Annotated in this window: 28 protein-coding genes and 1 tRNA gene; 7 read left to right on the forward strand and 22 right to left on the reverse strand. The window is 61.3% G+C overall.

Translation table 11 applies throughout. The features are described from left to right. Positions 1–22: 22 nt before the first annotated feature. From NCR35_RS05400 to NCR35_RS05420, 5 genes are all read right to left on the reverse strand, one after another. The gene (locus NCR35_RS05400) at positions 23–586 is read right to left on the reverse strand and encodes a DUF4142 domain-containing protein (RefSeq protein WP_250533466.1); all 564 of its coding nucleotides are present in this window, start codon (positions 584–586) and stop codon (positions 23–25) included. A gap of 36 nt (positions 587–622) precedes the next feature. Next, complete coding sequence (locus NCR35_RS05405) at positions 623–1,174, reverse strand: type 1 glutamine amidotransferase domain-containing protein (protein ID WP_248321688.1); 552 nt, start codon at positions 1,172–1,174, stop codon at positions 623–625. Between the two features lie 987 nt (positions 1,175–2,161). Then, entirely contained in the window at positions 2,162–3,529 is a 1,368-nt protein-coding gene (locus tag NCR35_RS05410; RefSeq protein ID WP_350029184.1) for an MFS transporter, read from the reverse strand. A gap of 111 nt (positions 3,530–3,640) precedes the next feature. Further along, positions 3,641–4,144, reverse strand: coding sequence for a YbhB/YbcL family Raf kinase inhibitor-like protein (locus NCR35_RS05415; protein ID WP_250533470.1), 504 nt, complete (start codon positions 4,142–4,144; stop codon positions 3,641–3,643). Positions 4,145–4,378: 234 nt separating this feature from the next. After that, positions 4,379–4,777: a hypothetical protein gene (locus NCR35_RS05420; protein WP_250533471.1), complete on the reverse strand. Its 399-nt coding sequence runs from the start codon at positions 4,775–4,777 to the stop codon at positions 4,379–4,381. Positions 4,778–4,917: 140 nt separating this feature from the next. Between NCR35_RS05420 and NCR35_RS05425 the strand changes: the two genes are divergently transcribed. Beyond that, positions 4,918–5,619: a TetR/AcrR family transcriptional regulator gene (locus tag NCR35_RS05425; RefSeq protein ID WP_250533473.1), complete on the forward strand. Its 702-nt coding sequence runs from the start codon at positions 4,918–4,920 to the stop codon at positions 5,617–5,619. 52 nt (positions 5,620–5,671) lie between these two features. Here NCR35_RS05425 and NCR35_RS05430 read toward each other — a convergent pair whose 3' ends face one another. Continuing rightward, on the reverse strand, positions 5,672–6,538 hold the full coding sequence (locus NCR35_RS05430) for a shikimate dehydrogenase (RefSeq protein WP_250533474.1): 867 nt from the start codon (positions 6,536–6,538) through the stop codon (positions 5,672–5,674). Between the two features lie 265 nt (positions 6,539–6,803). Here NCR35_RS05430 and NCR35_RS05435 point away from each other — a divergent pair, with 265 nt between their 5' ends. Together NCR35_RS05435 and NCR35_RS05440 are read left to right on the forward strand one after the other, a co-directional pair. Next, positions 6,804–8,696, forward strand: coding sequence for a bifunctional sugar phosphate isomerase/epimerase/4-hydroxyphenylpyruvate dioxygenase family protein (locus NCR35_RS05435; protein WP_250533611.1), 1,893 nt, complete (start codon positions 6,804–6,806; stop codon positions 8,694–8,696). Between the two features lie 85 nt (positions 8,697–8,781). Then, complete coding sequence (locus NCR35_RS05440; protein ID WP_250533475.1) at positions 8,782–8,964, forward strand: hypothetical protein; 183 nt, start codon at positions 8,782–8,784, stop codon at positions 8,962–8,964. Positions 8,965–8,976: 12 nt separating this feature from the next. Here the strand turns inward: NCR35_RS05440 and NCR35_RS05445 are convergent, their stop codons facing one another. Beyond that, a complete protein-coding gene (locus NCR35_RS05445; protein ID WP_250533476.1) occupies positions 8,977–9,288 on the reverse strand; it encodes a hypothetical protein in 312 nt (103 codons plus the stop codon). A gap of 213 nt (positions 9,289–9,501) precedes the next feature. Here NCR35_RS05445 and NCR35_RS05450 point away from each other — a divergent pair. The 3 genes from NCR35_RS05450 (at position 9,502) to NCR35_RS05460 (ending at position 11,048) form a co-directional block, all read left to right on the forward strand. Then, a tRNA-Arg gene (locus tag NCR35_RS05450) sits at positions 9,502–9,576 on the forward strand. Between the two features lie 321 nt (positions 9,577–9,897). Next, entirely contained in the window at positions 9,898–10,665 is a 768-nt protein-coding gene (locus NCR35_RS05455; protein WP_250533478.1) for a hypothetical protein, read from the forward strand. Next, a complete protein-coding gene (locus NCR35_RS05460) occupies positions 10,662–11,048 on the forward strand; it encodes a hypothetical protein (protein WP_250533479.1) in 387 nt (128 codons plus the stop codon). Before NCR35_RS05455 ends, NCR35_RS05460 begins: the two co-directional genes overlap by 4 nt. 181 nt (positions 11,049–11,229) lie before the next feature. Here NCR35_RS05460 and NCR35_RS05465 read toward each other — a convergent pair whose 3' ends face one another. From NCR35_RS05465 to NCR35_RS05520, 12 genes are all read right to left on the reverse strand, one after another. After that, entirely contained in the window at positions 11,230–11,544 is a 315-nt protein-coding gene (locus NCR35_RS05465) for a hypothetical protein (protein WP_250533480.1), read from the reverse strand. Then, positions 11,541–11,861, reverse strand: a complete 321-nt coding sequence (locus NCR35_RS05470) for a hypothetical protein (protein WP_250533481.1) — start codon at positions 11,859–11,861, stop codon at positions 11,541–11,543. The genes NCR35_RS05465 and NCR35_RS05470 overlap by 4 nt, the downstream gene beginning before the upstream one ends. Continuing rightward, positions 11,854–12,060 (reverse strand): hypothetical protein, encoded by a 207-nt coding sequence (locus tag NCR35_RS05475; RefSeq protein WP_250533482.1) that lies wholly within the window; start codon positions 12,058–12,060, stop codon positions 11,854–11,856. The genes NCR35_RS05470 and NCR35_RS05475 overlap by 8 nt, the downstream gene beginning before the upstream one ends. Beyond that, positions 12,057–12,287, reverse strand: coding sequence for a hypothetical protein (locus NCR35_RS05480; RefSeq protein ID WP_250533483.1), 231 nt, complete (start codon positions 12,285–12,287; stop codon positions 12,057–12,059). The genes NCR35_RS05475 and NCR35_RS05480 overlap by 4 nt, the downstream gene beginning before the upstream one ends. Further along, positions 12,284–13,522, reverse strand: a complete 1,239-nt coding sequence (locus tag NCR35_RS05485; protein WP_250533484.1) for a hypothetical protein — start codon at positions 13,520–13,522, stop codon at positions 12,284–12,286. Before NCR35_RS05485 ends, NCR35_RS05480 begins: the two co-directional genes overlap by 4 nt. Before the next feature lies 1 nt (position 13,523). After that, a complete protein-coding gene (locus tag NCR35_RS05490) occupies positions 13,524–13,817 on the reverse strand; it encodes a hypothetical protein (protein WP_250533486.1) in 294 nt (97 codons plus the stop codon). A gap of 35 nt (positions 13,818–13,852) precedes the next feature. After that, the gene (locus tag NCR35_RS05495; RefSeq protein ID WP_250533487.1) at positions 13,853–14,731 is read right to left on the reverse strand and encodes a prohibitin family protein; all 879 of its coding nucleotides are present in this window, start codon (positions 14,729–14,731) and stop codon (positions 13,853–13,855) included. Positions 14,732–14,750: 19 nt separating this feature from the next. Next, on the reverse strand, positions 14,751–14,954 hold the full coding sequence (locus NCR35_RS05500) for a hypothetical protein (RefSeq protein ID WP_250533488.1): 204 nt from the start codon (positions 14,952–14,954) through the stop codon (positions 14,751–14,753). 105 nt (positions 14,955–15,059) lie between these two features. After that, on the reverse strand, positions 15,060–15,371 hold the full coding sequence (locus NCR35_RS05505) for a S24 family peptidase (protein WP_250533489.1): 312 nt from the start codon (positions 15,369–15,371) through the stop codon (positions 15,060–15,062). Next, positions 15,368–15,739 (reverse strand): hypothetical protein, encoded by a 372-nt coding sequence (locus NCR35_RS05510; protein ID WP_250533490.1) that lies wholly within the window; start codon positions 15,737–15,739, stop codon positions 15,368–15,370. Before NCR35_RS05510 ends, NCR35_RS05505 begins: the two co-directional genes overlap by 4 nt. Positions 15,740–15,914: 175 nt before the next feature. Continuing rightward, on the reverse strand, positions 15,915–16,340 hold the full coding sequence (locus NCR35_RS05515) for a hypothetical protein (RefSeq protein WP_250533491.1): 426 nt from the start codon (positions 16,338–16,340) through the stop codon (positions 15,915–15,917). Further along, the gene (locus tag NCR35_RS05520) at positions 16,337–16,504 is read right to left on the reverse strand and encodes an Arc family DNA-binding protein (RefSeq protein ID WP_250533492.1); all 168 of its coding nucleotides are present in this window, start codon (positions 16,502–16,504) and stop codon (positions 16,337–16,339) included. The genes NCR35_RS05515 and NCR35_RS05520 overlap by 4 nt, the downstream gene beginning before the upstream one ends. 117 nt (positions 16,505–16,621) lie before the next feature. Between NCR35_RS05520 and NCR35_RS05525 the strand changes: the two genes are divergently transcribed. Then, positions 16,622–17,053 carry a hypothetical protein gene (locus NCR35_RS05525; protein WP_250533494.1) on the forward strand — a complete coding sequence of 144 codons (432 nt, stop codon included), beginning with the start codon at positions 16,622–16,624 and terminating at the stop codon, positions 17,051–17,053. A 4-nt stretch (positions 17,054–17,057) separates the two neighbouring features. Here NCR35_RS05525 and NCR35_RS05530 read toward each other — a convergent pair whose 3' ends face one another. From NCR35_RS05530 to NCR35_RS05540, 3 genes are all read right to left on the reverse strand, one after another. After that, positions 17,058–17,855 (reverse strand): hypothetical protein, encoded by a 798-nt coding sequence (locus NCR35_RS05530; RefSeq protein ID WP_250533495.1) that lies wholly within the window; start codon positions 17,853–17,855, stop codon positions 17,058–17,060. Then, a complete protein-coding gene (locus NCR35_RS05535) occupies positions 17,855–18,025 on the reverse strand; it encodes a hypothetical protein (protein ID WP_250533496.1) in 171 nt (56 codons plus the stop codon). Before NCR35_RS05535 ends, NCR35_RS05530 begins: the two co-directional genes overlap by 1 nt. Before the next feature lie 89 nt (positions 18,026–18,114). Next, positions 18,115–18,807 carry a S24 family peptidase gene (locus tag NCR35_RS05540; RefSeq protein WP_250533497.1) on the reverse strand — a complete coding sequence of 231 codons (693 nt, stop codon included), beginning with the start codon at positions 18,805–18,807 and terminating at the stop codon, positions 18,115–18,117. Positions 18,808–19,139: the final 332 nt, after the last annotated feature.

The raw sequence follows: 19,139 nt of genomic DNA on the forward strand, positions 1-19,139 counted from the left end.
CGGTCGAGAAGGTGCCCGGCGCTCATGACGCCTTCGCCTTGGCTAATTGCTGGGCCATCGCGTAGTGATGACGGAGGATCGGCAGCGCCTTCGCCGCCGCCGCCTTCAACGCGGCATCGTTGCCTTTTTCGCTCTCCTTCGCGAACAGCTCGACCGCCTTCTGATGCGCGGCGAGCGCGACTTTCTCAATATAGGCCTTGTCGAAGTCGGCCCCCTTGAGATTCTGCAGACTGCCGGTGACGGACGAATCCGCGCTCGGCGGCGACGTGATGCCGTGGCGCTTCGCGATGACATCGAGGTTGCGCGCGAGCTTGGCGTGATCCGCGATCATTCGCTGTGCGAACTCCTTTACGTCCTTGTCGCCCGAACGCGTGAGCGCCAGCTTGCTCGCCGCGATCTCGGTCGCGCCCGCGGTGCCGGCGTCCTGGATGAACTGCTGGTCGGTCGCCGAGAGCTTCTGCGATGGCGGCGCGTTCGCGGGCGCGCTCGCGCTCGCGGCGTCTTCGGTCTGCGCCTGGGCGATGGTCGCGCAGGCCGCGAAGAGAAGGGCGATAAAGCGGGCGGTGAGATGGGCGGCGCGTGGCATCGGCGTGGCTCCGGTTCGTGGGTCGAGCCGGCGCATTCAGGCAGCGCGCGCTTTGCTGAGCGCCTCGATTAGCGCCTGATTGAAGGCAGGCAGGTCGTCGGGCTTGCGGCTCGTGATCAGATTGCCGTCGATCTGCACTTCCTGATCGACCCACGTGCCGCCTGCGTTGCGCACGTCGTCCTGAAGGCTCGGCCAGCTCGTCATCGTGCGGCCCGCGACGATGCCCGCCGAGATCGGCAGCCAGCCGCCGTGGCAGATGACGGCAATCGGCTTCTTCGCCTGATCGGCTTCCTTGACGAAGGCTTGCGCTTTTGCGTCGAGGCGGATGGCGTCGCCATTCACGACGCCGCCCGGCAACACGACGGCGTCGTAGTCTGCGGCGGTCGCTTCGTCGAGCGTGCGATCCACCTTCACGGTGTCGCCCTTGTCGACGTGCTTGAAACCCTGGATCTCGCCGGGCTTCTGCGAGATGACGTCGACCTGCGCGCCGGCTTCCTTCAGCGCGCGCTGCGGATCGACGAGTTCGGCCTGCTCGAAGCCGTCGACGGCGAGGATCGCTACCTTGTAGCCGTTGAGGGAAATCGCCATGAACACTCCTGTCATTGCTCGTTTCGGATGGTCGCGCGGCAGATTCACGCGCGGATTCACACTCCGAAAGGGGAGCAAGGGTTGTGCCCAAATAATCGCCTTATGGCATGGGATGGATGCAGATGCCGGCGCGATCAGGCGGCAGGCGAATCGCGGCCGAAATGCGCGTTACGCCGCTTCGATGCTGTGGTTGCTGGCGAGAGGCAGATGGTGACGACGGCCGTGCTGCCGCCGAGAATGCCGCTGCCGCGCCGAGCGCAATCAGCGGCCCGCGATGCGGGCTTCAGTCAAGGACGAGCGCGGCGCGGCTCACGCCGCTTCGACGCTATGCTTGCTGGCAAGACGCGACATGCTAACAACGGCGCCGCCGAAAACATCGCCGCCACGCCGAGCGCGAACAGCTGCCCGCGATGCGGCTTCAGTCAGAGACATGCACGGCGCGCGTCACCTCGCTTCGACGCCGTGCTTGCTGGCAAGACGCAGCATGCAGACGACGGCCGCCGCCGCCGCGAATGCCGCCGCTACGCCGAGCGATTAGCGACCCGCGAAGCGCTTCAGTTAAAGACAAACGCGGTGCCCTTAACGCCGCGTCGACGCCGTGTTTGCCTGCAAGCCGCAGCATGCTGACAACAGCCGCCGCCGCCAAAAACGCCGCCACGCCGAGCGCGAGCAACGGACCGCGATGCGGCTTCGGTCAGAGACATGCGCGGCGCGCGTCACCGCGCTTCGATGCTGTGCTTGCTGGCAAGCACCAGCACACTGACGACGGCCGCCGCCGCCGAAAACGCCGCCGCGACGCCGAGCGCGATCAACGGACTACGATGCGGTCTTAGTCAAAGACGAGCGCGGCGCGTCACGCCGCTTCGACGCTGTGCTTGCTGACAAGCCGCAGCATGCAGACGACAGCCGCCGCCGCAAATGCCTCTGCCACGGCGAGCGATCAATCACTCGCGATGGCGCTTCAGTCAAAGATCAGGGCGGCGCGCTTCACGCCGCTTCGACACCGTGCTTCCCGGCAAGCCGCAACATGCTGACAACGGCCGCCGCCGCCGAAAACACTGCCGCGACCCCGAGCGCGATCAACGGCCCGCGATGCGGCTCCAGACCAAAAATCAGCGCGACGAGCGCCGCGCCCAGCGTCTGGCCGGTCAACCGCGCGGTGCCGAGCATGCCGCTCGCGCCGCCGCTGCGATGACGCGGCGCCGACGACAGCATCTGGCGATTGTTCGGCGACTGAAAGAGGCCGAAGCCGAGCCCGCAGATCGCCATGCGCCAGCTGATGTCGAAGGCCCCCGGATGCCTGCCGACGGTCGCGAGCAGAACGAGTCCCACGGTCAGCACCGCCAGCCCGATGCCGCCGAGCAATCCCGCGGGATAGCGGTCCGAGAGCACGCCCGCGAGCGGCGCGACGAAGACGATCACCAACGGCCACGGCGTCATCAGAAAGCCGGTCTGGACCTGACTCATGCCGAAGCTGTCCTGCAGCAGAAACGGCAGCGAGACGAACGCGAGCATCTGCGCGCAGAACGAACACACCGACGTGCCGATCGACAGCGCGAACACCGGAATGCGCAGCAAATCGACCGGCAGAAGCGGCGCGCTCTGGTTCAGTTGCCGCCGCACGAAGATCGTGCCGATCACGCCGGTCGCGATGAATTCTGCGATCACGTACGGGCGATGCTCGCCGTGCCCGAGTCCATCGACCGCGACGATCGCGATGCCGAAGAACAGCGCGTTGAGCACGGCGCTCACGTAATCGTACGGCTGCCGGTGCCCCGGCGTGCGCGGCAACGCCTTCATGCCGATGGCGAGCGCGGCGAGGCCGATCGGCACGTTGATCGCGAAGAGCCACGGCCACGACGCGACCGACAGCACGCCCGAGGCGACGGTCGGACCGATCACCGACGAGATCGCGACCACCGTGGCGTTGATGCTGACGCCGCGCCCCAGTTGCTTCTGCGGATAGATGATGCGCACGATGGCCGTGTTCACGCTCATGATCCCGGCCGCACCGAAGCCCTGAACGACGCGCGCGAGGGTGAGCGCGACGAGCGATCCGGAAAGCGCGCAGCCGAGCGACGAGAGCGTGAACAGCGCGAGGCCGCCGAGATAGACGCGCCGGTAGCCGATCCGGTCGCCGAGCGAGGCGAGCGGCAACAGCGAGATGGTGACCGCGAGCTGATACGCGTTGACGACCCAGATGGACGAGGCCGGCGTCGCGGACAGATTGCGCGCGATGGTCGGCAGCGCGACGTTGGCGATGGCGCCGTCGAGCACCGCGAGCGTGATGCCGAGCGCGACGACGACAATCGCCCAATAGCGTTGGGGAAGGGGCAGGCCTTGATCGGAATCCATCGACGGATCTTGAGTGGCAAGGCGGCGCATTGTACGTCGCGCCGTTTTCAAATCGCTTGTGGCGTCGGGCCGCGTGATCGCTCATGCGGCCCGGCCTGCATGGTTCACGCGTTACTTGAGTTCGTAGAGACCCGTGTAGGTCGCCGAATCGATTTCGTTCAGGTGCGTCATGAAGCGCGCGACGGCGTTGGTCGCGTTGAGGTCGAGCGGCAGCTTTTCCGCCTGCAGCGCGTGAATGCGGAAGATATAGCGATGCGGCTTGTCACCGCGCGGCGGCGCGGCCCCGCCGAAGCCAACCGTGCCGTAGTCGTTGCGCAGTTGCAGCGCGCCCGCCGGAAGCAGACTGCCGTCCGCCTTGCCGGCATTGCGCGGCAGCGAGCGCGCATCGGCCGGAATATTGACCACGACCCAGTGCCAGAAGCCGCTGCCCGTGGGCGCGTCCGGGTCGTAGACGGTGAGCGCGAAGCTTTTGGTGTCGGCGGGCGGGTCTTCCCACTGGAGCGCGGGAGAGATGTTCTCGCCCGACGTGCCGAACGCCTGCATGTCGAGTTCCTGCGCGCGGGTCATGAAGCCGTTCGGTGGAAATTCGTCGGACCAGATGCGGAAATCAGCCATGAGAGTCGTGCCTCCTGATGAGCGATAGAAGCGTGCCCCGCAACGCGTGGCGCTTCTTCGAATGCGCCAAGCGCCGCAGCGAATGTGCCCGCAATGGAGCGAGCGCCGGGGGAGCGCGTCGAGTTTAGCATCCGCCCCCGAATTTCCGCGGCAGGCTCGTGGTCGATATGCGCGGATCAGAAGGGCGAGGACCGTCGATGACCCGAAGTTCAAAGCGCACGCGTTCGCTTGCCGCTATTGCGGCTGCGTGACTTCGTCGATACCGCGGTTGAGCGCGGGACACGCCTCGTCGATTTCCTTCTTGTACTCGGCGGGATTGCTCGTCTTCAGCTTGTCGAAGCGGTCCACGGTGGCTTGCGCCTGCCGATAACCGAGCGTCCATTCGGCCTCGAAGTCGGGCGCGTCCACGAAGTTGGCGCGCGCAGCGTCCTTGAAGCGCGCGACCTTGGCGGCATCGATGTGGCAGATATCGGCCGCGCCGCGCGCGATGTTCGCGCTCGTCATCACGCCTTCGGCCGCGAGCAGTTGCGGCCTCGATGGATGGCTTGGCGGAAGCTGCGTTTGCGCCGACGCGTTCGCGCAGAGCGTGCAAAAGAGGGCGAAGCATGCGGCGAACACTGCGGGGCGCGGCATGCGGAATGAGTGAAATCGAATGAGGGAATCGGGCATCGGAAAAGTATAGATGAAGCCCTGAAAAGAAGGGCTTTCCTTGGCGAAGAACGCTATGACCCCCATGCTAGAATCGTTTCCCAATGCCGTTCTCAGACGCAAACATGAAAAAAGCAAGCAAGGCCGCCACGGACGTGAGCAAGGCCGCCAGTGCTGCGTCCGCGCCGGCCGGATCGGAGGGGCGACGCAAGTACGATCCAGAGGAGACCAAGCGCAATATTCTCGACATCGCCACGCAGGAATTCTCGGCGATGGGCCTCACGGGCGCGCGCGTCGATGCCATCGCGGAGCGCACCAACACCACCAAGCGCATGCTGTACTACTACTTCGGCAGCAAGGAAGGGCTGTACGAGGCGGTGCTGGAACAGGTCTACGGCGATATCCGCGCGCTGGAACAGGAACTGGAACTCGCGGAGATGGACCCCGAAGGGGCGCTGCGCGAGCTTATCGGTTTCACGTTCGACTACCATGACAAACATCGCGATTTCGTGCGTCTCGTGACGATCGAGAACGTGCACGGTGCGAAGTACGTCGAACAGTCGAAGACCTTCAAATCGCGCAACGCCACGGTCGTCAAAACGCTCGAAGACCTCATCGCGCGAGGCGTCGCGGCAGGGCGTTTTCGCGACGATGTCGAGCCGCTCGACCTGCATCTGATGATCAGCTCGTTCTGCTTTCATCGCGTGGCGAACCGCCATACGTGGAGCGCCGCATTCGGGCGCGATCCGTCCGGGCCGCGCTCGCGGGCGCGGCATCGCGAGATGATTATCGAAGCGGTGCTGTGCTACATGCGGCGCGAAGGCTAAAGACAAACGGCGGCTCTCTTGCGAGGCCGCCGCTTTGTTTTCGATGCCGCGCTTAACTGGCGTCAGCGGGCAGCAAGGTCTGGAAATGGGCGAACATGCGCTCGGCGTCCGGCTCGCGTCCCGTGAAGATGCGCAGCGCATCCACCGCCTGACACACCGCCATGCCGCCGCCGCTCACCGTGCGGCAACCGAGCGCCTTCGCCGTCTTGAGCAACTCGGTCTCGAGCGGAAAGTAGACGATCTCCGCCACCCACAAGTCCTTGTGCAGATACTCCGCCGGCAGCGGCATGCCGGGCAGCTTTGCCATGCCGGTCGGCGTCGCGTGAATCAGGCCGTTGGCCGGGCGCAAGGTCTCGCGCAGGTCGCCGCCGCTCGTCACTTCGCGATCCGGAAAGCGCGCCGCCAGTTCCGCCGCGAGCGACGATGCGCGCGCCTCGTCCGAATCGAACAGCGTGAGCGCGTTCGCCCCCATGACGAGCGCCGCATGCGCGACCGCCGCGCCCGCGCCGCCCGCACCCAGTTGCACGACGCGGCCGAGCGGCGCATCCGGCAGGCCGCGCTGGAACGCGCGCGCGAAGCCCGACCAGTCCGTGTTATAGCCGATACGCTTGCCGTCCTTCAGCACGACGGTATTCACCGCGCCGAGCGCGCGGGCGTCGGGGTCGAGCTCGTCGAGCAATGGGATCACGCTTTGCTTGCACGGATACGTGATGTTCAGGCCGTCGTAGCCCATGCGCTCGGCGGCGATCAACAAGTCGGGAAGCGCGGACGGCTCGAGCTTCAGCGCCTGCAGGTCGATGCGCCGATACACGTAGTTCAGCCCGAGCACGCGGCCTTCCTGCTCGTGCATGGCGGGCGTCAGCGATCCGGCGATGCCCGAGCCGATCAGTCCGATCAGATACGAAGTTTTGCTGGTCATGCGAGTGCTCCCGCGAGAAGAGGCTTGAGGCTAGACGCTCGCACGTAGCGTACAGCAGTGAAGAGGGCGCGATGGTGCAGTGCGGCGATTGCAAGCGCAGTGTGCGCGTGCGCGCGCAACCTGTCCTTCGGTATTTTCACGGATTTTGTACCATCTAGTTAGTTTGTTATGCTGGCGCACACTGACGTGGACTGCGCGCAGAGCGCCTACACTCTAACGGTTCACCCCGCAACGAAATGCAGAGGAGGCAGCGATGCCGCGTTCCATCCCGACATCCATCGCGACGGTATCCATCAGCGGGACGCTCGTCGAAAAGCTGAAGGCGATTCGCGCGGCGGGCTTCGACGGCGTCGAGATCTTCGAAAACGATCTGCTGTACTTCGACGGCACGCCCGCCGACGTCCGCCGCCTGTGCGACGACCTGGGCCTCGCCATCTATCTGTTCCAGCCGTTTCGCGACTTCGAGGGCGTGAGCGGCGAGCGGCTCGCGAAGAACGTCGAGCGCGCGAAACGCAAGTTCGACCTGATGCACGAACTGGGCGCGGACCGCATGCTCGCGTGCAGCAACGTGTCGCCGGACACCGTCGCGGACGACGCGCTCATCGTCGATCAGCTCGGCGTGCTCGCGCGCCTCGCCGAGGAAGCGGGCGTGATCGTCGGCTACGAGGCGCTCGCGTGGGGCCGGCACGTCAACTCGTACAAGCACGCGTGGCGGCTGGTGGATGCCGTGAATCATCCGAGCCTCGGTCTCGTGCTCGACAGCTTCCATACGCTGTCCATTGGCGATTCACTCGATGAGATCGCGGCCATTCCCGGCGATCGCATCGCCTTCGTGCAGATCGCCGATGCGCCCGTGCTGTCGATGGACGTGCTCGAATGGAGCCGTCACTATCGCTGCTTTCCGGGGCAGGGCGCATTCGATGTCGCCGGCTTCACGGCGCGCGTGCTCGAGGCAGGCTACACGGGGCCGCTCTCGCTCGAAATCTTCAACGACGGCTTTCGCGCCGCGCCGACCGCTATCACCGCAGCGGACGGGCATCGCTCGCTGCGCTTTCTCGAAGAGCAGACGCGCGCGCTCATGGGCGAGCGCGCGCCCGCGGCACTCTTTGACCCGCCCGCGCCGCCTGCGCACATCGGCTTTCAGTTCCTCGAATTCGCCGTGGACGACACGACGCGCGAGCACGTCGCCGACTGGCTGCGCAAGCTCGGCTTCCGGCTCGCGGGCACGCATCGGTCGAAGGACGTGACGCTGTATCGGCACGGCGCGGGATCGATCGTGCTGAACGCAGAAGCCGATTCGTTCGCGAGCGCGTTCTTTCAGCAGCACGGCTTGTCGCTGTGCGCGTCGGCGTTTCATGTCGATGACGCCAAATGCGCGTTCGAGCGCGCCGCCGCTTACGGCTCGAAGCCGTTCTCGGGCCGCGTGGGACCGAACGAGCGCGTGGTGCCGGGTGTGCAGTCGCCGGACGGCAGCCTCGACTACTTCGTCGATGAAGCGCCCGGCGCGCCGACGCTCTGGGAATCGGACTTCGTCCTGACGGATATCGACGGCCCTTACGAAGTCGGGCCGCTTTCGCGCATCGATCACGTGTGTCTTTCGCTGCCGGCCGAGGCGCTCGATACGTGGGTGCTCTTTTTCCGCAGCGCGTTCGGCTTCGAGACGGAGGCGAGCGTGCTCGTGCCCGACCCGTACGGGCTCGTGCGCAGCCGCGCCGTGCGAAGCCGCGATGGCTCGGTGCGCATTGCGCTCAACGCGTCGATGGACCGCTTCACGGCGGTGTCCGAATCGCTCTCGACGTATCGCGGCTCGGGGTTGAACCACGTCGCGTTCAGCACGCCCGACATCTTCGACGCGATTCCGCGTCTGGAAGCGGACGGCGTGCAGTTCCTGCGCATCCCGCGCAATTACTACGACGACCTCGTGGCGCGCTACGGTCTGCCCGACGAGCAGATCGACGCGATGCGCGAGCACAACATCCTGTACGACCGCGACGAGCGCGGCGGCGAGTTCTTCCACGCGTACACGGAGCAGCTCGATCAGCGCTTCTTTCTGGAAGTGATCGAGCGGCGCGGCGGCTACGACGGCTACGGCGCGGCGAACGCGGCGGTGCGGCTCGCGGCGCACGCGCAGCAGCAGCGCGCCCGGCAGGCAGCGTAGGAAACCTGGCGCGTAAATGGCAGCGACTTGCGCCGCGCGCCGCCTATCATGGAAGCATGACCGCAGCCGCAAGCAGGAGGGCGCCATGCTCGATTTTCCCGACATCCTCATCGGCGTCGCGGCGCTCGCCGCGATCGGCCTCGTGTTGCTCGCGCATGACTGGCGCGACGAATATCGCGAGAGGCGGGCGCATCGCGCGAAAACAGCGACGCGCGCAGCCGCGCCGGGCCATTCGCTGCGCGAGTGGTGGCTCAGGCAGCGGCACTGACCGACGGGCCGCTCAAGCGCCTGACGCGGCGAGCGGTTCTTCGGGCGCGGGGCCTTCGGCATCGGCATCGCTATTGGCCGGCGCGGCTTCGAACGCATCGATCACCAGATAGAGCCGGTGAACGATCTGAATCTGCGTATGCGACAGGTGTGCCTGCCGCGTGATGGCAGCAAGCCGCCCGCGCCAGTACGAGGGCGGCAGCAATGGACCGCCGAGATCGCAAGACAGCGAACGACGCAGCACCTTCTGAAGATGCGCGAGGTCCTGGTCTGCCAGCAACGCCGAAAACGCGCCCTGGGGCTTGATATCGGATAGGGGGTCCATGTGTCCGATGGCGGCGCGCTCGCGCGGAACTTGATAGGGATAAACCCGCGGTTTTGTCGCCAAACCTTTGCGCCGATGCTTTTTCGTCCGGCGTGCGCATGGCCGTCGAATGCGTTTGCGAATGCGTTTGCTATACTCTGCGCTCCCGCCAGCCCGGACGCCCGCTTGGGTGCAGCTTGAGTCGATCCGGCCCTCGGCGGGACGTGCGGTCCGCTCCCCGTAGTTCAATGGATAGAACGAGTGCCTCCTAAGCGCTAGATACAGGTTCGATTCCTGTCGGGGGGACCAGGAGCCGCTCGCGCGCGCCCGTCGTTGGTGGATCTTGCAGTCATTTGGCGTAATTTTGGCGTACTGCACGGAGCCGTCGATAGCCGTGCAGAGTCGTTACAATGTTAGTAAGATCCTATCTCGGCCCTCACCACTCGAGGACGGACCTTAAAAAAGTCAGTGTTGTTGCCGTTAACGGCCTCAAGGCCCAGAATCGCGCGTTGATGAGCAGGGTGCGACGGAACACATTGCGAAGCAAAATCGAATCTTTGCTCTCGGCATACCCTGTAGGCTGTGTTCAGTCTGCTGCGCGCGCCCGTGGAAGCACAGCCATAGGTGCACATGAAAGCAATACCGCAGCCAAAAACGAAAGAGATCATCGAACAAATCAACGCAGTGCAGGCGGCATCCCCGTACTACGTTGATCCGATGCAACTGACGGAGCGCTCGCGTGCATATCGACGAATTAAGCGGGACGTAGATGCGCTTTTTAAGGTCGACGCACGCGCGGCTTGGGAGGCAACCGGGGCCCTCAAGGCGTTGATCGGCGACTGGAAGGGTGTGCAGGAGGGGTTCAGTGCGAGTTTGGCACTTGGCGACTCCGGCACCAACAGGATGAACTGGGTCGTAAATTGCTTGAATCTCGGCATGTTCACCGAGGGCCAGAACGCGTTTGCGCAGGTCGGCGATCCCGAGCAAGGGTATTTTTCGAAGCTTCTTGCAATGGGCATTCGCGCTGGCGCGATCGAACTGGCTCTGAGCTACGCAGAGAGGGCCAAGGAAATGAAAATAAGTCTGGACGAAAGCCGCGCGGACGAGATAGCAAACATGCGAGAAATGCTTAGGACGGCGGGTGTATCGGACAAACAGATCGCGCAACATCTGGACGTTGCCGGTACTATCCTTCGGCGCCACCACATTCGCCCGAATGTCGAGCCGCGAGTAACAACCGCTGCGGGCTTCTTTCAAGGCGTGACATACGCGTTTCCTGTGCCTGTTTCCGCTGATGAAGCGTTTGCGATGAACATGGAACTTGCTGTCGAAGAGCTGGAAGCAGGAATCGAGAAAGATGTTGCCTTCGATGTTGTTTTTGAGGCGGCTGTTGCATGAGCGCCACCCCGAAAGAACTGATCGATTGCGCCGAAGTCATGTTGCAAAGTGCGAAGGACGAGCCTGTCTTTCGTGCTGTTTGCAGTCGTGCCTACTACGGCGCGTATCACGCAGCGCGCGAGTTTCACGAAGCTCTTCCCTCGCCCGGGTCGGTAGGCAACGCGTCGGGGCGCCACGAACAACTGATCGCTCAGCTCAATAATCCGACGATCAGCCGGCAGAACAAAAAATACATCAGGTCGATTGCATTGGGTAAGACCCTGCGCACGTTGGTGAGTGCACGCGTTCAAGCGGATTACGAAATTGGTGACGCGGTTGATCAACACGCGGCAACTCAGTCCGTCCAGACCGCGAAAACGCTACACACGGCCGCGACGACATAGTTGGTGGCTGCCCGTTCGGATCTGCGTCAGGTTTCCCAGAGTGAGTTTTTTCGACCCGAAACATCCACAGTAGGGAGCGTCGCACTTCCGTTGTAGCTATCCGGGGGACATTTGCGCACGCTTATTAGCCTCGTCGGTGATATGGCCGTCGAAATATCGACGGCCACTGAGGAGCTGGTCCCTAGACCGGGCGGCGCCGACGGCCTGGTCGGCCCGCCGGGATAACGCCTTTATTCGATCGAGCCCATTCGAGCACCTCGCCCGCAAACCACCTTCTCTGCGCCTGTTTCGAATCGACCGGACGCAACGGTGCGGGGAAGCCAGGGCGAGTAACGACCCGCATCTCAACAGTGACTTTTGACAGCCCGAGCCATTGGGCAATCTGGTCGACGCTCCAAAGTGTTTCGCTTAGCGGCCGGCGATTTTCAAGCGCGGCGATCAGTCTCTCGATGAGAGTGTCCCCAATCAAGGCGTTTTCGATTGTCTCGTTGTTCATGTTCTTACTTCCTCGGGCTCTCGCGCCCAGAAAAACGGCGTTCCGGCGGCAACTGTGCAGCGCACGCCATACGACGCGGTGTCTTCGATGTGCGCCTCGAATCGCTGCTTTTGCTGCTCATCCATTTGCTTTCTCCTGCGCGGCGATTGCGCGGCGGTTCCACCGAGCGATTGCCGATTCGATAGACGTGTGCCCCCTGCGATAGGAAGAATGCATCCCGGGGTTCGGCAGGCGACGAACCACCACTCCCATTCGTCCATTTCTTCTGCGACGTGCGGCGGCTTCCCACAGAACGGACAGGGCTTCACGTCATCCATGCTGCTTATCCTTGCTCACGTCTTTCTCGGTGAGGGCGCGGATAGCGGCGATGTCCATCGGGCGTGCACCCGATTCGTCGATCGCCTGAATCGCCCGTTCGAGCGTCTGCCGCTCTGCCGCGTTCCACACTTCGAGCGCATCGTCATAGTCGAACCGCTGCCCGTTCTCGGCGTACCATTTGTCGAATGCGCTGCTCATTTGGCTTTCTCCTGCGCGGCTTCCTTGATTAGCCCGCGCCATTTGTCGCCGCCGCGAAACAACATTTGGTTGCCGAATGGCGTACGATTTGCGCCCTCGTATTGCCATTGCTTGCCCGTCCACTCAAACATGAAGATCGGTGATCCGCCGTGGTATCGGCACTCGTAAAGCCCCGGCCTTACCGGTGGTATCGTGCATGGAAACCATTGCGTACGCAGTTTCGTCATTTCGGCTCCTTCGCAGCTTTCTCCTGCGCTGCGATTGCGGCGTCGATGTGCGAGTCCAGTTCTTCCCACGATCCCGCGTGAACCGTGATGAAGTGCTCTTTCCTCAGTGACGCGCCGCGTCCGATGCTCTCGACCTTCTGGTTATAGCTGTGATGGGCGAACGCCTTCAGCGCACGATACCGCGCCGCGTCCCGCGCATCGCTCGACAGCACAGAAGCAAAGCCTTCGATAATGTCTGCCAGTTCTGCGCAATCCTTGCCGCTGAAAAACGGCTTGCCTTCGTCCAGGTACACATGGGCGCGGCGCAGTTCCTTAATCCAATGCGCGACCGTTTCATCGCTCGACGGCGCAGCAGGTGATGCTCGCCACGAACCGGCGTCGGCCAAGTCGCGAACCAGAGAAATCAGGTAATCCCACGCGAATCCCACCTTCTTTCCATCGCGCGTTCCATTCGTCGGCAGACCGAGGGCTTCAGTGAGTCCCTCGCGATAGTCATGATCCTCTGCGGTCGGGGTAGGCTGTGTTAGATCAATCGGATCGACCTTGTGAACCTGCCCTAGCGTGTCGATCGCGCTCGCCGTAGCAGGGAACAGCGCATCGACGATGCGACGCGAAATAAAGCCGTCCCAATGCTCGCCTTGCGGCGCTTCAGTTCCGTCACAGATCAACTCGTACACGGTCTGGACGCGCGGATCATCGAACGCTGCTTTCGGCTCGGCACTCGAGGCGGCCGGAGCATTGAGAGCAGCGCGGGCTGCTTGCCACGCATCTACTACTTCAGGCGGGTGCCCCGTTTCCTTGATGAAGGCGTTTTGCCAGTTGCGGAATCGTTGATGTTCTTCGCCCCTTTCACGGATGCGCTGCAATGCTGCGGTGCTTGGTGCACTCGCAGCAGCGCGGGCGAAAATCGCGAAGTCGGCCAGCATAGCGATGCGGCCCTCGCTCAGCATGTCATTCATACCCGCAGATCTCGCCCAATCTACGATTTGCTCACGGGTCACAACGTCTTTGCTTTCATCCCCAGCCGCATCGGCTACCTTGGGCTGCAACTCCGGCCACAGGGTGAGCGAGGCGTCGATCAGGGACGGCTCAAACTCCTCCCACACCTTGCCCATCAACGTCACGGCGAGGATTGCACAATCAGCCGTCATGCCGGCGGGCGCGGGAAAGTCGTAGTAGCCGAGCGCTTCTGCGATGGCGTCCTCTAGATCGCCGCGAATCTTCTGCAAGTCCATATCAGTGCACTCCATGCGATTGACCTGTTCCAATCGATTCCCGCATCTCAGAAGGCATGTCGCGCGCTGCAAGTGTTGCGATGATCGCTGCGAGGGTTACGACAGTCATCTTTGGCAATTCGTCGTAATGGTTAAGTGCTATGCACGACAGGTCATTGGCGATCTCCTGATTCGTGAAACTCGTGCCCGACACGATCTGTGCCGCTACCATCTCGGTCACCATCCTGTGAAAATCCTCGAAACGAGGGTGCAGCTCCATCTGAGCTGTTTGGTCAATCTGGGCTTGTCGATCCATAAGCGTGCGCCGGCGTACCCGGCGCCCTCGAATGACTATTTACTAAGGTTTAGGAAGGGCATTGGCGATCCCGCAGCGATGTACGTCGGAAGCTTCCCATCCCAGCGATTAATTGCTCGGAGCTGCAAGTACTCCTGCCCACCGTTGGTCTTCACAGCCTGCGCCTGAATTGCGATAGATTCCGCTTCGCCGCGGGCTTTCGCGATCTGCTGATCGGCCTCGAACTTGACGCGGGCCAGCTCACGTTCCGCTTGCTCGGCGCGCTGGCTAGCAGTCACCTTCGCCTCGATTGCCGCATCGAACGCAGCACTGAACTTGAAGTTGGTGATGTTGATGTCTTGGATCAGGAAGCCGTAGCCCTTCAGCTTCGTCACGAGCCCGGCGAGGATGTCGCTCGACACCTGCTGGCGCTTCGTCACCAGCTCTTCGGCGGTGTAGCGGGCGGCGACGGACTTGAACACCTCAAACATCGCCGGCTGAACGTACGATGCTTCGTACTCGAGAGAGGGTGCCATCGAATATAGCGCGCGGACTTTATTCGGATCGACGCGGTAGTTCATCGTCAGATCCGTGTGTACCGATTGCAGATCCCTCGACGCTGCTTGTGCGCTTTGCACCTTCGCGACATCGAGTCCGATGAACACCTCGTGAACGCGAGACACCGGATTGAGCAAGTGCGGACCTTCGCCGAGCGTATCCGTTTCAACGTGGCCGAAAGTCGTCACGACGCCGACGTGGGATTGCGACACCTGCGTGAAGCAAGACAGCAGGCCTCCGAGAATCGCGACGACGAAGAAGGCGATAACGCTGTAACGATATTGAGGCTGGTGGTCTTTGCGCATGAGCGCGCTGCCGATCGCGGCGAGGGCCGCGATAGCGCTAGCGAAGAAGATGATGACGAGGAGTTGGAACATTTCGGAACCTGTAGTTTTGTTAGCTGGAACGACGTTCGGATTCGTTGTTGTGCTGCCGCTGCAACGCTTCGTCGCACAGGGCGATGACGGTTTCGGGCGTCATCAGCTGCGCAAAGATGTCGACGGCGCGGAAAGCGAAGACGGCCGGCAACATCGGATCGAGTTTCATGGCCTGCGCCGACTTGGCGGCGCGCTTGATGTGTTCGATTTGTTCTCGCGTCATGTCACGCGTCCTTGAGGTGGAAGAACCGTATGAGCCGGTTCAAGTCACTGTCGCTGATAACTCTCCAGCACCAGAGAAACATGAGGAACCGCTTGAGGACCGTTCTCACGCCGACTCCTTGGCTTCGATCTCGGCGAAGAAACTTGCTTTGCAGCGGCCGATGATTGGATAGCAGGCTTTGACATCTTCACGGCGCAACGTACTTGCAGCGGCTGGGGAGTAAGAGCGCAGCCGGTATTTGTCCCCGTCGAAGGACACCAGCGAGCGCACGATCGTCTGCCCGTTCGTTAGGTTGATCACGACGTCGTCGTCGGGCTCCGCCGTATCTTCGGTGTCGTAGATGACGACTTCATTGACCTTGATCCGCGGATGCATGTCGCGCGACTCGGCGCGCAATGCGAAGTAGCGTTCACTCATTGCGGCACCGCTTGGTTTTCTTGGCGCACTTCGTCGATCCGGTCGGCATAGATCTCGATCTTGTCGATCGCCATTTCGGCCAGCGCTTGAATCGCTGAATGAAGACCCCCAGTCATGTACCCGTTGAGAGGCTCGAGCCCGTTATCCGACGACAACATGTCGTTAGAAAGAATGGTGTTGATGACCGCAATGCCCGTCAGCGCGCGGTGAATACCGTTGAGAACGTATGCAGGTCCCGACTCGGCCGACGGAAGCTTCGACGCATCAATGCGGTCATAGCGACCGTTGTATTGGTTACTTTCCTCGAATTCGCTGACTGCGGCCCGCTTGCCATCGCTAGCCAGTTGTGTAAAATCCGACGTGCTCATGTCTCAATCCTCGTTGTGCGACGCGCCTCGGCTGCCACCGGCGGCGCGTCATTCTCAAAGCCGTGTTCTCGGCGTCTTAAAAATTCGGTAATTCCAAATCACAGGTACGAGCGTTCCCACTCAGTAGTACAACTGAGTATTTGTAACAAAGAAGTTACGAAGATTTATGCTGCCGCTACGCGGCGCTATCGCTTACCCAGTCCGCCGTCGACTTAGCATGGTCATGTGAATGCAATTCGATGGCCAGATCTGACAAGATGCAGCACACGTCTTCAGGGGTATCGTTTTCGCTCAACTCGCTGAGGCTATGCAAGATCTCTTGGCTGTACGTGGAAGCATCCAAAATAGCTGCGACGACTGAGAGGTTGGACGCGGCACCACTTGCGGACAAGTTTGAGATGCCAATGTTGAGAACAGCGCGATCGCGCGCCTTGGCGAGATTTGCCGCTATTTCCTTGGCTGATTCGAGCATCGCTTTGGACGTTGCCTTGTCGGCGTTTACGATTTCGAACAGAGCTACGCCCGACCTGTGGATCTCCGAAGCGAGATTCGCTGCACAGCCACTTTCGTCGTAGTTGACTTTGGGAATAGGAAATTTCATTTTGCTGCCCCTTTGCGCGTGGCGGCCGAGGATTCGGCCATCTTTTCTTTCAAAATCGCGACCATCTGCCCGTTCATTGAGCGGTCTGCGTGCTTGGCTGCTCCCGCGAGCCAGTCGCGAACGTGCGGTGGCAAACGGAGTTGGATCTTTGCTTCGTTCATCATCTCTCCAGTGCCTTCATTTCTGAGGCATGACTGTAGTTTAGCGTGCCTCCAATTCTGAGGCAACGGCTCTGTGCTGCAAATTTGAAGGCACTGGTAACACGGGTTACAATCTGACGCATGGCTCAACAAGACGACTACGTAAAGACCGCGCTCCGGCTTCCCCGGCACTTGCACGCTGACGCTACTGTCGCGGCGCAGGCGGCGGGGCATTCGCTTAATACAGAGCTGGTGCGTCGCATCGGTCATTCAACAGACGTCGACCATCTCCACCGGGTCATAACTCAGCTTTCACAGACGATGAAGCTGAACAGCGATCAGTACGGGACCGTGCTTTCTTTGGTGCTTGATGAACTGAAAAAAACTATCGAAGTGGTGGATGAAGCGCTGCTGTTAGCTCAATACAAAAACGGTACTCAAAACGACGTGGAACGGCTCCGAACAGAGTCGAATAGAGCACGCGCGTCGTTCAACCAGCTGTCTCGGCTTGCGGCGACCCAATATCCTTCTGCCGACTATTCTCAACACGCTGCCGGTTCGGAAGACAAGTGACGTTTCAGTGAAAAATGTCTAAATTGCAGCTGTCACCGGCGCCTGATCTGTTTTCCCCGCTTTCACGCGGCGTGATCTTGAAGCGAAAATCGATGAACGGATGCGTAAATTGCGCTGGCGTGATTTGTTGGCACTCTCCAACAAACCGGCGGAACACGGCCGTCACATCTTTCTTCCACCAGACGGTATAGGTCGATCCGTTCGCATCCTCGTGGTTATTTTTCACTTCGCCGGCAGGCTTGGGCGCGATCGGACTTTGACGGAGCACTTCGTCGACGATCCTCGCAGAGAGACCGAACTCCTCTCCGATACGTCTCCGGATATGCGTGATCGGCTCTGCGTTGCTCGGGCATGATGTAAAAGCGCGGGTCTCGGTGAGATCCTCGATGCGTTGCTCGACACGAGCGACTGCCTGCTCCGTCTGCTTGAGGCGACGCTCATGCTCGACGTTGAGTTGGGCCATCTGGAGCAACAGCTCGGCCGACGTGAGCGGAGTGACGGCCTGAGATTTTTCATTGAGCTTCGCGGTAACCTTGCGCCGCACCGACTTGGATTCGCGCATAAGTACGTACATGCACTGGTCGCGGCTAATGCGAAGGGCTTCGGAGGCCGGCCCGCGGGGATTCGATACTACGAAACTTTCGTAGTATTCGCCATCGAGTTCATCCTTGCATCGAGCGGTGAAGTCATTGCGCCGAACCTCACTCTCACCGAAGTCGCGGCGCGCCTCGTTGACCATTTCCAGCAACTCAATAGTGGAGATGGACGAGCTGTTAGACGTGGTCGAGATCAGTGCGTCCATCAAAACACCTCCATTGCAGAGGTGCTAGCGGCCGGGTGCTTGACGTCGATACCGACGGCGCGCTTCCATTCGGCGTGCCGGCGGTCGCTGGCACCGCGCACGAATGCGCAGATACAACTTGCGAACGTTGCCCAGAGGAGGGCGATGATTGCTGCTTGAGGGAGGTCCATCTGGGCTCTCAATGTCGTGTGACTATGAGAACACTATAGATTTTTCTAAAGAAGCCCGCAAGAAAAATCTAAATATATTTCTAAATTTTCTACCGGGGAGCCCGCACGACCGCAGTTATGGTCGCCGCCGATACGATTTCCGACTCGTCGCAGGAGACATTCGGACCCGTCTCGTTAAGTGGGCCGAAGGTCCATTCCGATCCGCGTTTGTAGAGGAACTGCATCACCACGGACTCGTCGTTGATGTACTTCACCAGGACGTCGTCACCTGGTGCTGGTTCAAGCGACGGCTCAATGATCAGGAACTCGTTGTTGCGGATCCGGGGCTTAAGCATTTGCCCTTTTATCTGTACCGCATATGTATTGGTGTCTCGACTAACGAACTCGACAAAACGCTCCGGCCCATCCTCGGACGTCGGCTCTAAATGCACGAGGCCATTCTCGTTCAGGTGAGCCGTGAACAGTACTGGTATTCGACGAAACGCGAGACCAACGTTTTCCGAGGCGACGTGATCGGCCGCTGCGTAAGCTGCTCGCGGATGATCGCTAGGGATCGGCTCAATCGGTTGATCAAGCCATCCTTGCGGGACGTTCACTCTTTTCTCGAGAGCCCGCGCGGCACGCTCGCCCATGCTGCGCCCTTCGTTATATGTACTCGACAGGTACTGGGAGATCTGAGCCGGAGCGTATCCAAAGCGCGCCGCGAATACGCGGACGTTGCCTTTTGCCAACGTATCGACGAGTTGCTTCAACTTGATGCGACGGAGTGCAAAAGTGTCCATGAATGGGTCCTTAGAGGTTTCTAATTGTAGCTGAAGAAAGTTCTTGACGACCATGATTAGAAAGATCTAATCTTGCGTCTATGGACCTCCACACATTTCTAAACGATCTGCCTGCTGAGCGCCGTGATTTGTTCGCGAGTGCCTGCGGGACAACCTTCCTGCGACTGCGGCAGATCGGCTATGGCAACGAACCCGCAAGCCCGCAACTCTGCGTCGCGATCGACCGCGAGTCACGCGGTGTGATTGCTTATGACAGGGTCAATGACCGTTGGACGCAGCGCAAGGGTGCTTCGGACACTCGCCGACGCATTCCTATGGATTGGGACTACATT

Origin of the sequence: Caballeronia sp. AZ10_KS36, assembly GCF_023631105.1 — a bacterium.
In the GTDB taxonomy this organism is placed as follows: Bacteria; Pseudomonadota; Gammaproteobacteria; order Burkholderiales; family Burkholderiaceae; genus Caballeronia.

Excerpts from the sequence above, each read along its gene's own strand:
- NCR35_RS05400 (WP_250533466.1), bottom strand. The coding sequence starts at position 586 with ATGCCACGCGCCGCCCATCTCACCGCCCGCTTTATCGCCCTTCTCTTC.
- NCR35_RS05405 (WP_248321688.1), bottom strand. The coding sequence starts at position 1,174 with ATGGCGATTTCCCTCAACGGCTACAAGGTAGCGATCCTCGCCGTCGAC.
- NCR35_RS05410 (WP_350029184.1), bottom strand. The coding sequence starts at position 3,529 with ATGGATTCCGATCAAGGCCTGCCCCTTCCCCAACGCTATTGGGCGATT.
- NCR35_RS05415 (WP_250533470.1), bottom strand. The coding sequence starts at position 4,144 with ATGGCTGATTTCCGCATCTGGTCCGACGAATTTCCACCGAACGGCTTC.
- NCR35_RS05420 (WP_250533471.1), bottom strand. The coding sequence starts at position 4,777 with ATGCCGCGCCCCGCAGTGTTCGCCGCATGCTTCGCCCTCTTTTGCACG.
- NCR35_RS05425 (WP_250533473.1), top strand. The coding sequence starts at position 4,918 with ATGAAAAAAGCAAGCAAGGCCGCCACGGACGTGAGCAAGGCCGCCAGT.
- NCR35_RS05430 (WP_250533474.1), bottom strand. The coding sequence starts at position 6,538 with ATGACCAGCAAAACTTCGTATCTGATCGGACTGATCGGCTCGGGCATC.
- NCR35_RS05440 (WP_250533475.1), top strand. The coding sequence starts at position 8,782 with ATGCTCGATTTTCCCGACATCCTCATCGGCGTCGCGGCGCTCGCCGCG.
- NCR35_RS05445 (WP_250533476.1), bottom strand. The coding sequence starts at position 9,288 with ATGGACCCCCTATCCGATATCAAGCCCCAGGGCGCGTTTTCGGCGTTG.
- NCR35_RS05455 (WP_250533478.1), top strand. The coding sequence starts at position 9,898 with ATGAAAGCAATACCGCAGCCAAAAACGAAAGAGATCATCGAACAAATC.
- NCR35_RS05460 (WP_250533479.1), top strand. The coding sequence starts at position 10,662 with ATGAGCGCCACCCCGAAAGAACTGATCGATTGCGCCGAAGTCATGTTG.
- NCR35_RS05465 (WP_250533480.1), bottom strand. The coding sequence starts at position 11,544 with ATGAACAACGAGACAATCGAAAACGCCTTGATTGGGGACACTCTCATC.
- NCR35_RS05470 (WP_250533481.1), bottom strand. The coding sequence starts at position 11,861 with ATGGATGACGTGAAGCCCTGTCCGTTCTGTGGGAAGCCGCCGCACGTC.
- NCR35_RS05475 (WP_250533482.1), bottom strand. The coding sequence starts at position 12,060 with ATGAGCAGCGCATTCGACAAATGGTACGCCGAGAACGGGCAGCGGTTC.
- NCR35_RS05480 (WP_250533483.1), bottom strand. The coding sequence starts at position 12,287 with ATGACGAAACTGCGTACGCAATGGTTTCCATGCACGATACCACCGGTA.
- NCR35_RS05485 (WP_250533484.1), bottom strand. The coding sequence starts at position 13,522 with ATGGACTTGCAGAAGATTCGCGGCGATCTAGAGGACGCCATCGCAGAA.
- NCR35_RS05490 (WP_250533486.1), bottom strand. The coding sequence starts at position 13,817 with ATGGATCGACAAGCCCAGATTGACCAAACAGCTCAGATGGAGCTGCAC.
- NCR35_RS05495 (WP_250533487.1), bottom strand. The coding sequence starts at position 14,731 with ATGTTCCAACTCCTCGTCATCATCTTCTTCGCTAGCGCTATCGCGGCC.
- NCR35_RS05500 (WP_250533488.1), bottom strand. The coding sequence starts at position 14,954 with ATGACGCGAGAACAAATCGAACACATCAAGCGCGCCGCCAAGTCGGCG.
- NCR35_RS05505 (WP_250533489.1), bottom strand. The coding sequence starts at position 15,371 with ATGAGTGAACGCTACTTCGCATTGCGCGCCGAGTCGCGCGACATGCAT.
- NCR35_RS05510 (WP_250533490.1), bottom strand. The coding sequence starts at position 15,739 with ATGAGCACGTCGGATTTTACACAACTGGCTAGCGATGGCAAGCGGGCC.
- NCR35_RS05515 (WP_250533491.1), bottom strand. The coding sequence starts at position 16,340 with ATGAAATTTCCTATTCCCAAAGTCAACTACGACGAAAGTGGCTGTGCA.
- NCR35_RS05520 (WP_250533492.1), bottom strand. The coding sequence starts at position 16,504 with ATGATGAACGAAGCAAAGATCCAACTCCGTTTGCCACCGCACGTTCGC.
- NCR35_RS05525 (WP_250533494.1), top strand. The coding sequence starts at position 16,622 with ATGGCTCAACAAGACGACTACGTAAAGACCGCGCTCCGGCTTCCCCGG.
- NCR35_RS05530 (WP_250533495.1), bottom strand. The coding sequence starts at position 17,855 with ATGGACGCACTGATCTCGACCACGTCTAACAGCTCGTCCATCTCCACT.
- NCR35_RS05535 (WP_250533496.1), bottom strand. The coding sequence starts at position 18,025 with ATGGACCTCCCTCAAGCAGCAATCATCGCCCTCCTCTGGGCAACGTTC.
- NCR35_RS05540 (WP_250533497.1), bottom strand. The coding sequence starts at position 18,807 with ATGGACACTTTTGCACTCCGTCGCATCAAGTTGAAGCAACTCGTCGAT.